The 14,232-nt window shown below is 58.9% G+C and carries 12 protein-coding genes; 9 read left to right on the plus strand and 3 right to left on the minus strand.

The window, feature by feature from the left end:
- The first annotated feature begins 90 nt into the window (after positions 1–90).
- Genes GOX73_RS00145 through GOX73_RS00155 form a run of 3 tightly spaced genes read left to right on the plus strand, consistent with a single transcriptional unit; the run spans position 91 to position 4,653 of the window.
- Positions 91–558, plus strand: coding sequence for a MarR family winged helix-turn-helix transcriptional regulator (locus tag GOX73_RS00145; protein ID WP_171122254.1), 468 nt, complete (start codon positions 91–93; stop codon positions 556–558).
- The gene (locus tag GOX73_RS00150; protein ID WP_171122256.1) at positions 555–1,592 is read left to right on the plus strand and encodes an efflux RND transporter periplasmic adaptor subunit; all 1,038 of its coding nucleotides are present in this window, start codon (positions 555–557) and stop codon (positions 1,590–1,592) included. The genes GOX73_RS00145 and GOX73_RS00150 overlap by 4 nt, the downstream gene beginning before the upstream one ends.
- 10 nt (positions 1,593–1,602) lie before the next feature.
- A complete protein-coding gene (locus GOX73_RS00155) occupies positions 1,603–4,653 on the plus strand; it encodes an efflux RND transporter permease subunit (protein WP_171122258.1) in 3,051 nt (1,016 codons plus the stop codon).
- A gap of 60 nt (positions 4,654–4,713) precedes the next feature.
- Here GOX73_RS00155 and carB read toward each other — a convergent pair whose 3' ends face one another.
- Complete coding sequence (gene carB / locus GOX73_RS00160; RefSeq protein ID WP_171134745.1) at positions 4,714–8,058, minus strand: carbamoyl-phosphate synthase large subunit; 3,345 nt, start codon at positions 8,056–8,058, stop codon at positions 4,714–4,716.
- Positions 8,059–8,235: 177 nt separating this feature from the next.
- Between carB and GOX73_RS00165 the strand changes: the two genes are divergently transcribed.
- From GOX73_RS00165 to aspS, 4 genes are all read left to right on the plus strand, one after another.
- On the plus strand, positions 8,236–9,363 hold the full coding sequence (locus GOX73_RS00165; protein WP_171122262.1) for an aminodeoxychorismate synthase component I: 1,128 nt from the start codon (positions 8,236–8,238) through the stop codon (positions 9,361–9,363).
- A complete protein-coding gene (locus GOX73_RS00170; protein WP_171122264.1) occupies positions 9,318–9,959 on the plus strand; it encodes an aminotransferase class IV family protein in 642 nt (213 codons plus the stop codon). The genes GOX73_RS00165 and GOX73_RS00170 overlap by 46 nt, the downstream gene beginning before the upstream one ends.
- Before the next feature lie 2 nt (positions 9,960–9,961).
- The gene (locus tag GOX73_RS00175; protein ID WP_171134746.1) at positions 9,962–10,633 is read left to right on the plus strand and encodes a CPBP family intramembrane glutamic endopeptidase; all 672 of its coding nucleotides are present in this window, start codon (positions 9,962–9,964) and stop codon (positions 10,631–10,633) included.
- Between the two features lie 79 nt (positions 10,634–10,712).
- Complete coding sequence (aspS, locus tag GOX73_RS00180; protein WP_171122268.1) at positions 10,713–12,488, plus strand: aspartate--tRNA ligase; 1,776 nt, start codon at positions 10,713–10,715, stop codon at positions 12,486–12,488.
- A 60-nt stretch (positions 12,489–12,548) separates the two neighbouring features.
- Here the strand turns inward: aspS and GOX73_RS20880 are convergent, their stop codons facing one another.
- Together GOX73_RS20880 and GOX73_RS00185 are read right to left on the minus strand one after the other, a co-directional pair.
- Entirely contained in the window at positions 12,549–12,683 is a 135-nt protein-coding gene (locus GOX73_RS20880) for a hypothetical protein (RefSeq protein ID WP_256367660.1), read from the minus strand.
- Entirely contained in the window at positions 12,684–13,400 is a 717-nt protein-coding gene (locus GOX73_RS00185) for a response regulator (RefSeq protein WP_171134747.1), read from the minus strand.
- A 135-nt stretch (positions 13,401–13,535) separates the two neighbouring features.
- Here GOX73_RS00185 and mce point away from each other — a divergent pair, with 135 nt between their 5' ends.
- A complete protein-coding gene (gene mce, locus GOX73_RS00190; protein ID WP_171122272.1) occupies positions 13,536–13,940 on the plus strand; it encodes a methylmalonyl-CoA epimerase in 405 nt (134 codons plus the stop codon).
- A 16-nt stretch (positions 13,941–13,956) separates the two neighbouring features.
- Positions 13,957–14,232 carry a DUF1467 family protein gene (locus GOX73_RS00195; protein WP_171120311.1) on the plus strand — a complete coding sequence of 92 codons (276 nt, stop codon included), beginning with the start codon at positions 13,957–13,959 and terminating at the stop codon, positions 14,230–14,232.

The following is a 14,232-nucleotide window of genomic DNA, read 5'->3' on the forward strand; positions in this document are numbered from 1 at the left end:
TCAAAGTTGGGGATTTAATCAGCTTCACTTGTTGAATATTTCATTTTTCGAAGTATATGGCGAGGACGAAATCTGAAATGGATTCGACTAATGACCCTAGACGACAGTGAGCTGGTAAAGCGCCTTAGCCCTGAAATGCAGGCAATGATGGGGGTCTATGCTCTCTACTGGAAGTTGCAGGAAAGCCTGGATCTCATCGACGTAGAGGTAAGCCAGCAGGAATGCCACATGTTGATCAAGCTGGATCAACCCAAACGTATGGGCATCTTGGCGGCGGATATGCTGACGGTTCCTTCAACCATCACCTCGACGGCTGACGCACTTGAGGCGGCGGGATACCTAACGCGTCAGCGCGATCCCGAGGATCGCCGGGCGTGGCTGTTGGTTTTGTCGGACAAGGGTCTGGAAATGCGCCAGGAAATTTTGGCCGAGGCCGGTGCGTTGTTTAACCGGGCCTCTGGATTGAACGATGCCGAAACCGCCGAGTTTGCGCGGCTGGCCCGGAAAATCCGGGAAAACATCTTAAAAACGGGAATACCCGAGGGAATGACGAAATGAAGCTTTTCTCTGTTCTAAGCCTTGCTCTGAGCGTTCTGGCAGCCCCCTTGGTGGCACAGGAAGCTGTAAAGCCGGTTAAGCTCATGGTTGCAAAGGAAACAAGCCCTGGGTTTTCGCGTCAGTTTTTCGGGCGGGTGGCAGCGCGCCAGACGGTTGATCTGGCGTTTCAGGTGGCCGGGCAGATCGTCGAGCTTCCCGTGACGCAGGGCTTCGTTATCCCGAAGGACGGGTTGATCGCCCAATTGGATCAGGAACCGTTCCAGCGTCGGTATGACCGCGCGGTGCTGCAAAAGGATCAGGCAGATCGCACTTTGGCTCGTTTGTCGCGCTTGCGGGGGACAGCAGCTAGTCAGGTGGCGGTGGATGACGCGGAAACCGCCGCGCAGCTTGCCGAAATTGCAGTACGCGATGCGCAGTACGATCTGGAACAGGCCACTTTGACCGCGCCGTTTGATGCTTTGGTATCAAGTCGGGCGGTCGAGTCCTTTACCACCGTATCGGCGGGCACTCCGATTGTGCGCATTCACGACATGTCCGAATTACGGATCGAAGTCGATGTGCCTGAAATTCTGTTCCAGCGTTCGGGGCAGCAGGATGACATCGAAATCACCGCCAAGTTCCCCGTCAGTGACGAGGTCTTCCTGTTGCAGATTCGCGAGTTTGACGCGGAATCGTCAAGTGTGGGGCAGACTTTCCGCATCCAGTTCGGTCTTACCCCGCCGGAAGGATTGCAGATTCTGCCCGGCTCTTCGGTGACGGTAAACGTGCAGGTGCAAGATCAGCGCACTGGCATCATTGTCCCGTCGACGGCCATTGTCGCTGATGCGGAAGGGGAACTGGGCATCATGGTGTTTTCACCTGCCGGGGCAGATGAAGGCACTGTTCGTCGGGTTGCGGTCACGATCGAACCCACTGAATCAGGTGATGTTCGTGTTCTGACGGGCCTGAACAATGGCGATGAGATCGTGGTTGCCGGAGGCGGCGCCCTAACCGACGGGCAGGCGGTGCGCCGCTTTGTCGGATTTGCGAACTGAGGGGCTAGGGATGAACATCGCACGCGCTTCCATCGACCGCCCGATCTACACATGGCTGATCATCTTGATCGCCTTGTTTGGCGGTATTTGGGGATTCTTGTCGCTTGGTCGGCTTGAAGATCCTGCATTTACAATCAAGAACGCGGTCATCTCGACGCAATATCCCGGTGCCACGGCTGAACAGGTGGCGCTGGAAGTATCTGAGCCGTTGGAATCCGCCATTCAGCAGATGGGCGAGGTCGACACTATCACCTCAATCAACCAGCCCGGATTTTCGCTGATCGAGGTTGAGATCAAATCCACCTATGACGGCACCGAATTGCCCGAGGTCTGGACCAAACTGCGTGCCAAAATGCGCGATGCCGCCCGCCATCTTCCCCCGGGTGTTGGGCAACCGTTGGTCAACGACGGTTTTGGAGATGTGTTCGGTTTGTTCTATGCCGTGACTGCGGATGGATTCTCAGACGCGGAAAAGCACGAGCTTTCAACATTTTTACGGCGCGAATTGCTAACAGTAGAAGGCGTGGCCGATGTTGAGGTGATGGGGCTGCCGGAAGAGGCTATTTTCGTCGAACCCGATCTGGCGATCACGGTGAACCAGAATGTTCCTATTCAGGCGGTCAACGAAGCAATCGCCAACGCGGATTCGGTCAACGCATCGGGGTCCGTGCGGTCAGAGGACGAGCGCACGACTATTCTGACAGCAGAAGGGTCTGACAGCGTTTCGGCCATCGCCGGGCTGTCGGTGGGGTCACAGGGGCAGGTGATCAATCTGTTCGACATGTCCGACGTATATCGTGGACGTCAAACTGATCCTGATGTCATCATCCGCTTTGACGGAGCCGAGGCCTTTACGCTGGGCATTGCTGGCCTGTCGTCGGAGAATATTGTCGAGGTCGGCAAGCGGGCCGACGCCAAGTTCGCCGAGCTGGATTCTCAGGTACCCTTCGGCGTCGAAATCCAGCCGATCTATCAGCAGCATGTCGTGGTTGAACAAGCCTCGAACGACTTTCTCGTGAACCTTGCGCTTTCTGTGACCATCGTGGTTGCAGTGCTGGCCCTGTTTATGGGTTGGCGTGCGGCGATTGTCGTCGGTTCGACCTTATTGCTGACGGTTGTCGGGACGCTTTTGTTCATGTCGATTTTTTCGATCGAGATGGAGAGGATTTCGCTTGGCGCACTGATCATTGCCATGGGGATGTTGGTGGACAATGCCATCGTGGTCGCAGAGGGTATGCAGATCGCGATGTTGCGGGGTAAGAACTCACGCGATGCTGCGGACGAGGCTGCCTCTAAGACACAGATCCCGCTGTTGGGCGCGACGATCATTGGTATCATGGCCTTTGCCGGTATCGGCCTCAGCCCTGATGCGACGGGCGAATTCCTGTTCTCGCTGTTTGCCGTGATCGGCATCTCGCTACTGCTGAGCTGGGTGTTGGCGCTGACCGTAACGCCGCTGCTGGGCCACTACTTTTTCAAGCAGGGCAAAGAGGGTGCGGTGGATGCTTATGGCGGGATCATGTTCCGTTTCTACGGCGCTATCCTGCGCTGGGCGCTGCGGTTCCGCTGGCTGGTGATCGCTGGATTGATCGGGGTGACCGTTGCCTGTTATGCGGGCTTCGGCCTGGTCAAACAGCAGTTCTTTCCCGACTCGAACACGCCACTATTCTTCGTTCATTACAAATTGCCTCAGGGCACGCCAATCTCGCGCACTGCGCAGGACATGGCTGTCTTCGAAGACTGGCTGGCCGAACGGGAAGGCGTGGTCTCGGTCACGACTTTTGTCGGGCAGGGCGCGACCCGATTCCTGCTGACCTATTCAGCGGAAAAGCCTAATCCCAGCTACGGTCATCTGATCATCCGTACAAAAACGCTGGACGACATTCCGCCGCTGCAGGCGGAACTCGAAACCTTCGGAACGGCCCAGTTCCCCGAGGGTGAATTCCGGACCCGGCGTCTGGTATTCGGTCCCGGTGGAGGAGATCCCATTCAGGCGCGCTTCTCGGGCAGTGATCCGGCCGTATTGCGGCAGCTTGCGGATGAGGCCGTCTTGCTGATGCGAGAAGCGTCGGACAACGTCCTGAATGTGCACCACGACTGGCGCGAGAAAGAACTGGCGGTGCAGCCGATCTATGCAACCGAACGGGCGCAGACAGCAGGGGTCACGCGAGAGGATATTGCCGCCACGCTGCAATTCTCGACGGATGGGATATCTGGCGGCATGTTGCGCGAACGCGATCGCCTGATCCCCATTATTCTGCGGCGACCAGCCGACGGGGATTATTCAATCGTTGATCAGGTCGTATTCTCGGATCAGTCCGAAAAGTTCGTTCCCATCGAGCAAATGGTTGATGGGTTTGAGTACAAAGCCCTGAACACACTGGTGCATAGACGCGACAGGGTGCTGACCATCACGGTAGGGGCGGATATTCCGTCTGACCTGACGGCGGCACAAGTGCATTCGGAAGTGCGAAGCGCCATAGAATCTATGGACCTTCCGCCAGGATATCGCATGGAATGGGGCGGTGAGTTTGAGAATGCGGGTGACGCGAATGAAAGCCTTGGCCGTCAGTTGCCTTTGAGCCTGTTGATCATGATCTTGATCTCGGTTCTCATATTCAACGCCATTCGTCAGCCGATCATAATCTGGTTGCTTGTGCCCATGTCGGTCAACGGTGTTGTCATCGGCCTGTTGGGAACCGGTCTGCCCTTCACCTTTACCGCCCTTCTGGGGCTGCTCAGCCTGTCGGGTATGTTGATCAAGAACGGGATCGTTCTGGTCGAGGAAATCGACCTTGTGCGCGAAACCGGCAAGGGGCTGCGCGAGTCGATCATCGAAGCTTCGGTCTCGCGTCTGCGGCCGGTGATGCTGGCGGCGATTACTACCATTCTGGGGATGGCGCCGCTGTTGACGGATGCGTTCTTCAAGTCGATGGCGGTGACGATCATGGGGGGGCTGGCCTTTGCCACGATCCTGACCATGGTGGCGGCTCCGGTGTTCTATATGGTGTTCTTCCTGCCTGAGTACCGGCGGAAATCAGCGCCGCAGCCTGTTGTTTGAACGAAAAACCCCCGGTCACTGACCGGGGGTTTTGCTTTATTCTGGTGCGGGGTGGCGGGGTCAGCCTTGCAGCGATTTGACCTCGACATCGCCTTCGGCCTGCGCCTTGATTGCCAAAGCTGCTGCATGGCTGGCGGCCGCTGTGGTGAAATAGGGGATCTTGTCATAGAGCGCGATGGAGCGGATAGACTTGCTGTCTTCGACCGCCTGCGCGCCTTCGGTGGTGTTCATCAGCAACTGCACCTGACCGTCTTTCAGCATGTCCGCCACGTCGGGGCGACCTTCATAGACCTTATTGACCACGTCGCAGGCCACGCCCTGTTCTGCCAGCCATGACTGCGTGCCGCGGGTTGCGACCAGCGAGAAGCCCTGTTCGGTCAGTACCTGCGCTGCCTCAAGCATTGCGGGCGTCTTGTCGGCATCCTTGATCGAGATAAATGCCCGGCCCTCGGACGGCAGCACCATACCGGCCCCCATCTGCGCCTTGAGGAAGGCGCGCGGGAAGTCGCGGTCCCAGCCCATAACCTCACCAGTCGATCGCATTTCGGGGCCAAGGATCGTATCGACGCCGGGGAAGCGGGCGAAGGGCAGCACTGCCTCTTTCACCGAGAACCACGGCATGTCCGGGTCGGCCAGTGTCATCTGGTCCGCAATCTTGGTGTCCTGACCCTCTTTGTACGCCGGGCGCATCGGGAAGCTTGCCAGTTTTTCACCAGCCATGATGCGCGCGGCGATCGACGCAATCGCGCTGTCGGTGGCTTTGGCGACGAATGGCACGGTGCGCGAGGCGCGAGGGTTCACTTCGATCAGGTAGATCTCGCCGTCCTTGATCGCGAACTGCACGTTCATCAGGCCGACGACGTTCAGCGCCTTGGCCAGTTTGAACGCCTGACCCTTGATCTGGTCGAGGATATCCTTGGACAGCGAGTAGGGCGGCAGCGAACAGGCCGAGTCGCCCGAATGCACGCCCGCTTCCTCGATATGCTGCATGATGCCCGCAACGTGCACGTCGGTGCCATCACACAGCGCATCGACGTCCAGCTCAACCGCACCCGCCAGATAGCTGTCCAGCAGAACGGGGCTGTCGCCCGAGACCACAACGGCCTCGTTGATATAGCGCTTAAGCTGCTCCATATCGCGCACGATTTCCATCGCGCGACCACCCAGAACGTAAGAGGGGCGGATCACCAGCGGGAAACCGATTTCGTCCGCGATCTCCAACGCCTGTTCGTCGGTCGAGGCAATGCCGTTCTTGGGCTGTTTCAGACCCAGATCGTTGACCAGCGCCTGGAACCGTTCGCGGTCTTCAGCGAGGTCAATCGCATCCGGCGTCGTACCGAGGATCGGAATGCCTTCGGCCTCAAGCGCGTTGGCAAGTTTCAGCGGCGTTTGACCGCCGAACTGAACGATGACGCCGTGCAGCGTGCCGTTTTCCTGCTCTTTCGTCAGGATTTCCATGACGTGTTCAAAGGTCAGCGGCTCGAAATACAGGCGGTCCGAGGTGTCATAGTCGGTAGAAACTGTCTCGGGGTTGCAGTTGACCATGATGGTTTCATAGCCCTGCTCGGTTAGCGCGAAACACGCGTGGCAGCAGCAATAATCAAACTCGATCCCCTGACCGATCCGGTTGGGGCCACCGCCGAGGATGACAACCTTTTTTCGGTCACTCGGGCGTGCCTCACATTCGACCTCGCCCATCATCGGGGCCTCGTAGGTCGAGTACATATAAGGCGTTTGCGCCTCGAACTCGGCGGCACAGGTGTCGATGCGTTTGAACACAGCGTTGACGCCCAGATTACGGCGGGCGCGGCGGACGTTATCCTCATCCCGACCAGTCAGGTTGCCCAAACGCGCGTCGGTGAAGCCCAGCATTTTCAGCTTGCGGATGCCATCTTCGGTCACCGGTAGGCCATCCGCGCGGACCTGACGCTCGGCGTCGATGATCTCGCGGATGCGGGCCAGGAACCACGGGTCAAACTTGGTGACACCGAAGATTTCATCATCGGTCAAACCATGACGCATCGCCTGCGCGATGGCGCGCAGGCGGTCGGGTGTCTGCTGGCTGATAGCCTTGATGACGGCGGCCTTGTCGTCCGCTTCGTCCCACAGATCCACGTTCAGGCCGGGGATTTCAATTTCATCAAACCCGGTCAGGCCCGATTCCATCGAGGCCAGCGCCTTTTGCATCGATTCGTGGATCGTGCGGCCGATGGACATCGCCTCACCCACCGATTTCATTGCGGTGGTCAGGTAGGGTTCCGAGCCGGGAAATTTCTCGAACGCGAATTTCGGGATTTTTGTCACGACATAGTCAATGGTCGGCTCGAACGAGGCGGGCGTGACCTTGGTGATGTCGTTGTCCAACTCATCCAGAGTATAGCCCACGGCCAGCTTGGCCGCGATCTTGGCAATCGGGAAGCCGGTCGCCTTGGAGGCCAGCGCGGACGAGCGAGACACACGGGGGTTCATCTCGATCACAACCATGCGGCCATCGACGGGGTTGATCGCCCATTGCACGTTCGATCCGCCGGTCTCAACCCCGATCTCGCGCAGCACGGCAATCGAGTGGTTGCGCATGATCTGGTATTCTTTGTCAGTCAGCGTCAGCGCCGGGGCCACGGTGATCGAGTCACCCGTATGCACACCCATCGGGTCGACGTTTTCGATGGAACACACGATGATGGCGTTGTCGGCAGTGTCGCGCACCACCTCCATCTCATATTCTTTCCAGCCCAGCAGGCTTTCGTCGATCAGGATTTGACCCACGGGGGACGCATCCATGCCTGTACGGCAGATATGAATGTAATCCTCGCGGTTATAAGCTACGCCGCCGCCAGTGCCGCCCAGTGTAAAAGCCGGGCGAATGATGGCGGGCAGACCAACCGTTTCCAGCGTTTCCAGTGCCAGCGCAACACCAGCCTCAAGGTCTTTCTTGCCATCCGCATCTTTGGGGGCGGTGACAATCTCGGCCTTGGGGTTTTCGATGCCCAGCCGGTCCATCGCCTCGCGGAACAGGGCGCGGTCTTCGGCCATCTCGATGGCGTCGCGTTTTGCGCCGATCATCTCGACGCCGAATTTGTCCAGCACGCCCATCTCTTCCAGCGCCAGCGAGGTGTTCAGCCCGGTCTGCCCGCCCATGGTAGGCAGCAGCGCGTCAGGGCGCTCTTTCTCGATGATCTTGGCGACAACTTCGGGGGTGATCGGCTCAATGTAAGTCGCATCCGCTAGCCCGGGATCGGTCATGATCGTGGCCGGGTTTGAGTTCACCAGAATAACCCGGTACCCTTCTTCCCGCAGCGCTTTACACGCTTGCGCACCGGAATAGTCGAATTCGCAGGCCTGACCAATAACAATGGGGCCGGCCCCGATGATCATGATCGACTGGATGTCGGTTCTTTTGGGCATGGCCATGCTCCTTCGATTGTTCGCGAGTCAGGGCACCCCCCGAGCGCCCAAATTGTCCTGCGTTATAGGGACCGCGCGAAAAGGTTCAAGGGGTATCGGAAACGGGGGCAAAATTGCCGCTTTCCCCTCTTTCCCTTAGCGCCGTATTCTCTATACCGCGCAGCACGGCAAATGAGGATGCACTTGCGTATTCGTTTTGATCAGGGCCCGGCCGGGCAGGGGACAACGTTCGACCGGCCAACAGACGTGATCCGCGCTGATACTGCGGACGAGGTGCCCCAGGCTTTGGCGGCGCTGGATGGCGCGCGCATGGGTGGGGCGTGGCTGGCAGGCTATGCCAGTTACGAACTGGGCTATGCGCTAGAGCCGCGCCTTGCGGACCGGATGCCCCAAGCTCGACGTTTGCCGCTGCTGTGTTTCGGGGTGTATGACACACCGCGCTCTACCGATCTGCCCGCCAACCGGGGCGGAATGACAGGGTTTGAACCACGCTGGGACGAGGCACGATACACGCGCGCGTTCCAACAGGTGCACGATGCTATCGGCGCAGGCGACATCTATCAGGCCAACCTGACCTTTCCGATTGATTTGACGGTCGAGGGCGACAGCGCCGACGTATATGCTGCGCTGACCGAGGGGCAGTCTGTGGGCCATGGCGCGCTTGTGCAGCAGGACGGCTTGCCCGACTTGCTTAGCCGCTCACCCGAATTGTTCTTTCGAACGGATGCCGATCGGATGATCGAGACCCGGCCGATGAAAGGTACCCAGCCGCGAAGCGAAGATATGGCGGAAGATGCCTTCCGTCGTGATTTCCTATCGCGTGACGACAAGAACCGTGCCGAAAACCTGATGATCGTCGACTTGCTGCGCAACGATATCAGCCGCGTGGCGATGCCCGGTTCGGTCAAGGTGCCCGAATTGTTCAAGGTCGAAACCTACGCGACTGTGCATCAGATGATCTCACTCGTGCAGGCGCAACTGCATCTCGGGGCAGAGTTGTCGGATATCTTGATGGCTCTGTTCCCCTGCGGCTCGATCACCGGCGCGCCCAAGATCCGCGCGATGGAGATTCTGTCTGACCTCGAGCCTTGGCCGCGCGATATCTATTGCGGCGCGATTGGCTGGGCCGCGCCGGATGGGCGTTCGGAATTCAACGTGGCAATCCGCACGTTGATGGTCGAGGATGGCAAAGCGACCTTAAACGTGGGTGGCGGTGTCGTCTGGGACAGCACCGCCCCGTCAGAATATGAGGAGGCGCTATGGAAAGCCCGCTTCGCCCGCCAGATGACCCTGACTTCCGCTTAATCGAAACGCTGGCCTTCCGGCCGGGGCAAGGGTTTGTGCGACGGGATCGCCATTTGGCCCGTATGGCGCGATCGGCCGGCGCTTTTGGTATTCCATTCGACGGTGGGCTGGCAGTTGAAACACTTGATACGGTTGTAGGCGCGTCCCCGCTGCGCTGCAGGTTAAATCTGGCTGCAGACGGGCAGTTGGAGGTGACCACCGGTGCACTGGCCGACAATCCATCTGTTTGGGAGGTAGCGGTTGCCGAGCCTCGTTTGTGCGCGTCCGATATCTGGTTGCAGCACAAAACCACACAGCGCGTGGTTTACGACGCCGCCCGCGCGGCCTTGCCCAACGGGGTCGATGAACTGCTCTTCCTGAACGAACGTGACGAGCTGTGTGAAGGCACTATCACCAACCTGTTTGTCGATATGCCCGACGGCCGTCGCCTGACGCCCGCACTGTCCAGTGGCGTGCTGCCGGGCATCCTGCGCGAAGAATTGCTTGGTAATAAACAGGTTACCGAAGCCACCCTGACCTTGACCGACCTGAAAAACGCAACAAAATTCTATATGGGCAATTCGTTGCGTGGTCTGATCCGGGCGGAGTTGGCATAACCGTGAGCAAACAAATTGATTGGGCCAACAGCGCGGCACCGCACATGCGGTTGCGATTGGAATTTGGGCTATTCTTCATTGCTGTACCGGTGTTGATCGCGGTGTTTTTCCCGCCCAACTGGATGTTCCCGTCCCTGTTTGGCTTTACGGGGCTAGGCATCGTATTGCTGCATTTCACGCCGGGTTTCGCCTGGGCTGAGCTGCGGTATAACTGGCGAAACTGGTCCTGGGGCGAAGTGGCAGTTTTTGCCGTCGCGATGACGCTGTTTTGCAGCGCCCTTGTAATGGCCACAAGGCCCGACGCCGCATTCTTTCTGCTACGCAACCGGCCCGAGTTTCTGATCGTCATCTGGACCTTCTATCCAGTGGTCTCGGCATTGCCACAGGAATTGCTGTTTCGCGTTCTGTTTTGCCGCCGTTACCACGCGATCCTGCCGGATGGCCGTGCCTTTTACCTGCTGAATGCGTCCCTGTTTTCACTGGCTCACCTTATGTATTGGAGCTGGATCGTTGCCATCATGACCTTTGGCGGCGGGCTGCTGTTCACATGGGCCTATCGCAAGCGCGGCTCGTTTTACTACGCGGTGCTGTTGCACGCGATTGCGGGGAACATCATCTTTGCGGCGGGTCTGGGCATCTATTTCTACTCGGGCAACGTGCAAAGGCCGTTTTGACGGGCTGACCCGCCTTGACTTTCCAAGCCTGACAGGGTGTATCGGCGCGACGAATTCTGCGCCCGAAGGGATATGATCCATGCACGCCTATCGCAGCCACACCTGCGCCGCTCTGACCGCCGCCAATGTCGGTGAAACTGTCCGCCTATCCGGTTGGGTGCATCGTGTCCGAGATCACGGCGGCGTGCTGTTTATCGACCTGCGCGACCATTTCGGCGTAACGCAGGTTCTATGCGATGGTGACAGCGCTGCTTTTGCCGAGTTGGAAAAGGTCCGCTCGGAATGGTGTATCCGCATCGACGGCACCGTCAAAGCGCGCGACGCCGATCTGGTGAACCCGAAACTGCCCACGGGTGAGATCGAGGTTTACGTGCGCGAGTTGGAAGTGCTGGGTGCTGCCGACGAACTGCCGCTGATGGTGTTCGGCGATCAGGAATACCCCGAGGAAACCCGCCTGCGCTATCGCTATCTGGACCTGCGCCGCGAGGCGATGCAGCAGAACATGACCCTGCGCTCGGACGTTGTGGCCTCGATGCGCCGCCGCATGTGGGATCAGGGTTTCCGTGAATATCAGACGCCGATCATCACCGCCTCGTCGCCCGAAGGCGCGCGTGACTTTTTGGTACCCTCGCGCCTGCATCCGGGCAAGTTCTATGCGCTGCCGCAGGCACCGCAGCAATTCAAACAGCTGATCATGGTGTCGGGCTTCGACAAATATTTCCAGATCGCGCCCTGTTTCCGCGATGAAGACCCGCGCGCCGACCGGTCGCCCACCGATTTCTACCAGCTTGACCTTGAGATGTCGTTTGTCGAGCAGCAGGACGTGTTCGATACAATCCAGCCCGTGCTGACAGGCGTGTTCGAGGAATTCAGCGGTGGCCGCAAGGTCGATCAGGAGTGGCCGCAGATCTCCTACAAGGACGCGGCGCTGTGGTATGGCAGCGATAAGCCCGACCTGCGGAACCCGATTAAAATGCAAGTGGTCTCCGACCACTTCCGCGGGTCTGGCTTTGCGATTTTCGCAAAGCTGTTGGAGCAGGAGGGCACCGAAATTCGCGCCATCCCAGCGCCGACTGGCGGTAGCCGCAAGTTCTGTGACCGTATGAACGCCTTTGCCCAGAAAGAGGGCTTGCCGGGGATGGGTTACATCTTCTGGCGCGATCAGGGCGAAGGGATGGAGGCCGCTGGCCCTCTGGCCAAGAACATCGGCCCCGAACGCACCGAAGCGATCCGTCAGCAACTGGGTCTGGGCGTCGGCGATGCAGCATTCTTCCTCGGCGGCAAGCCGAAAGCCTTTGAAAAGGTTGCAGGCAAGGCCCGTGATGTGATTGGCGACGAACTTGGCCTCACCGAAAAGGACCGCTTTGCCTTTGCCTGGATCGTCGATTTCCCGATCTATGAGCAGGACGAAGAAACCGGCGTGATAGACTTTGAACACAACCCGTTCTCGATGCCGCAGGGCGGGATGGAAGCGCTGAACGGCAACCCTCTGGACGTGCGCGGGTATCAATACGATCTGGCCTGTAACGGGTACGAGCTGGTCTCGGGCGCGATCCGGAATCACAAGCCCGAGATCATGCTGAAAGCCTTTGAACTGGCTGGCTATGGCGCGGATGAAGTGAAATCCCGCTTTGGTGCGCTGTTCAATGCGTTCCACTATGGCGCGCCGCCGCACGGTGGTTGTGCTGCGGGCATCGACCGGATCGTGATGCTGCTGGCAGATGAGGCCAACATCCGCGAGGTTATGATGTTCCCGATGAACCAGCGCGCCGAAGACCTGATGATGGACGCGCCCTCTGACCCGACGTCGGATCAGTTGATGGAACTGGGTCTGCGGATCATCCCTCAGGAATAAGAAGCAGCCCGTCGCCGACCGTGTGGCGGGTTGACGTCCGAACTTACCATAGAACTGTTGCTACAGCCGCCCGGTCCTTTTGACCGGGTCGGTCAGCTCGTCCCGCGCCAGCCTTATCTTTCGTGCTGCTGCGCGTGTTTGCAGGTACATCCAAAGACACAAGACGGTGGCTGTCACGAAATAGGCAACGGCCATTCAGATCGCCTCACGCTGTTCAAGCCGGGACTGTACGATCCCGGCCACCTGCGCAGCCAACGCGGTGACTGGGGTTCCTTCGGCCCGGGATGTGGCAAGTTTCCGGGCTGCGTCGGCAAGCACCGCGTCATCCGCGTCCTGAGCGACGCCGCGCAGGAACTGAGCCGCATAATCCAGCGTGCGGTGATCGTTCGGGCCAGCAAGGACATCGGCGATATGGGCCATGTCATCCTGATAGGCCATCGGGTCCGGGATGATCACCTCATCCCGAACGGCGTGGAGGCTGTTTGGGCGGCGGTCTCGCGGTAAGCGTTCCAAAATCGAGGTTTTGAAATAAGCTAGCGACTTTAGCGGCTTTGCCAAAAAGCCGTCAGCGCCCGCTTCCAATGCTGTGCTTTGGGTGCGATCATCCCCCGACATTCCCAGAATGGCACCGATGCGCGGGGTCGCTTCTACCAGTTCGGCAATCAACTCGGCCCCGGACCCGTCGGGTAGCCCCATGTCCACAAGGATGACGGACGGCCGGTAGATTTGCAGGTGCCGTCTGGCCGACTTCAGACAATCCGCCCGACGAATACGCGCGCCGGAATGCAGGCACATCTGCCGGATAGCGTCGCAGGCGTAACGGCTGTCCTCGACAACCAGGATTGTTTGACCCAGCAGAGGCCGCGTGGCGGTCGGCTGCGCGGGAGAGGCAAGGTGGCTCGAATCGTCCATGGCAGAACTCCTAATCAGCAGATGCCTCACGCTAGGAACTTCTGGCTAACACCACGTTAACGGCAATTTGGCGCACTTGTTCTTTGGCCGAACTGCCCTCATAAACCGCTGCAACGCAGAACATAGGAGAATTCCATGATTGGTCGCCTGAACCACGTCGCCATTGCCGTACCGGACCTTGAGGCCGCGTCCGAACAGTATCGCGCCGCACTGGGGGCCAAAGTTGGCGCACCGCAGGACGAACCCGATCACGGTGTAACGGTCGTGTTCATCGAGCTGCCAAACACCAAGATCGAACTTCTTTACCCATTGGGCGAAGACAGCCCGATCAACGGGTTTCTGGAAAAGAACCCCGCAGGCGGCATCCACCATGTCTGCTATGAGGTTGAAGATATCATCGCCGCGCGCGACCACCTGAAGGAAACCGGCGCGCGGGTACTGGGCTCGGGTGAGCCCAAGATTGGTGCGCATGGCAAGCCGGTGCTGTTTCTGCACCCCAAGGACTTTAACGGCTGTCTGGTCGAACTAGAACAGGTCTAACCCAAGCGAGGCTGTCATGACGATCACTGCTGCACTGGTTCTGTTCGCCGTTATCTGGTTCATGACGCTGTTGGTCGTGCTGCCGGTCCGCATCAAGACGCAGGGCGATCTCGGTGAGATCGTTCCGGGCACACACGCGGGTGCCCCGGAAGTGCATCACATGAAGAAAAAGCTGTGGATCACCACCGGTGTCTCGGTGGTGCTCTGGGCGATCATCGCGGGGATCATCATCTCAGGCGTAATCTCGGTGCGCGACTTTGATTGGTTGAACCAGTTGGAGCCGCGCAACTGA

This window comes from Ruegeria sp. HKCCD7221, assembly GCF_013031225.1.
GTDB lineage: Bacteria > Pseudomonadota > Alphaproteobacteria > Rhodobacterales > Rhodobacteraceae > Ruegeria.

Bases quoted from the DNA above. Each gene is read 5' to 3' on its own strand.
- GOX73_RS00145 (WP_171122254.1), top strand. From the start codon at position 91: ATGACCCTAGACGACAGTGAGCTGGTAAAGCGCCTTAGCCCTGAAATG.
- GOX73_RS00150 (WP_171122256.1), top strand. From the start codon at position 555: ATGAAGCTTTTCTCTGTTCTAAGCCTTGCTCTGAGCGTTCTGGCAGCC.
- GOX73_RS00155 (WP_171122258.1), top strand. From the start codon at position 1,603: ATGAACATCGCACGCGCTTCCATCGACCGCCCGATCTACACATGGCTG.
- carB (WP_171134745.1), bottom strand. From the start codon at position 8,058: ATGCCCAAAAGAACCGACATCCAGTCGATCATGATCATCGGGGCCGGC.
- GOX73_RS00165 (WP_171122262.1), top strand. From the start codon at position 8,236: ATGCACTTGCGTATTCGTTTTGATCAGGGCCCGGCCGGGCAGGGGACA.
- GOX73_RS00170 (WP_171122264.1), top strand. From the start codon at position 9,318: ATGGAAAGCCCGCTTCGCCCGCCAGATGACCCTGACTTCCGCTTAATC.
- aspS (WP_171122268.1), top strand. From the start codon at position 10,713: ATGCACGCCTATCGCAGCCACACCTGCGCCGCTCTGACCGCCGCCAAT.
- GOX73_RS20880 (WP_256367660.1), bottom strand. From the start codon at position 12,683: ATGGCCGTTGCCTATTTCGTGACAGCCACCGTCTTGTGTCTTTGGATG.
- GOX73_RS00185 (WP_171134747.1), bottom strand. From the start codon at position 13,400: ATGGACGATTCGAGCCACCTTGCCTCTCCCGCGCAGCCGACCGCCACG.
- mce (WP_171122272.1), top strand. From the start codon at position 13,536: ATGATTGGTCGCCTGAACCACGTCGCCATTGCCGTACCGGACCTTGAG.
- GOX73_RS00195 (WP_171120311.1), top strand. From the start codon at position 13,957: ATGACGATCACTGCTGCACTGGTTCTGTTCGCCGTTATCTGGTTCATG.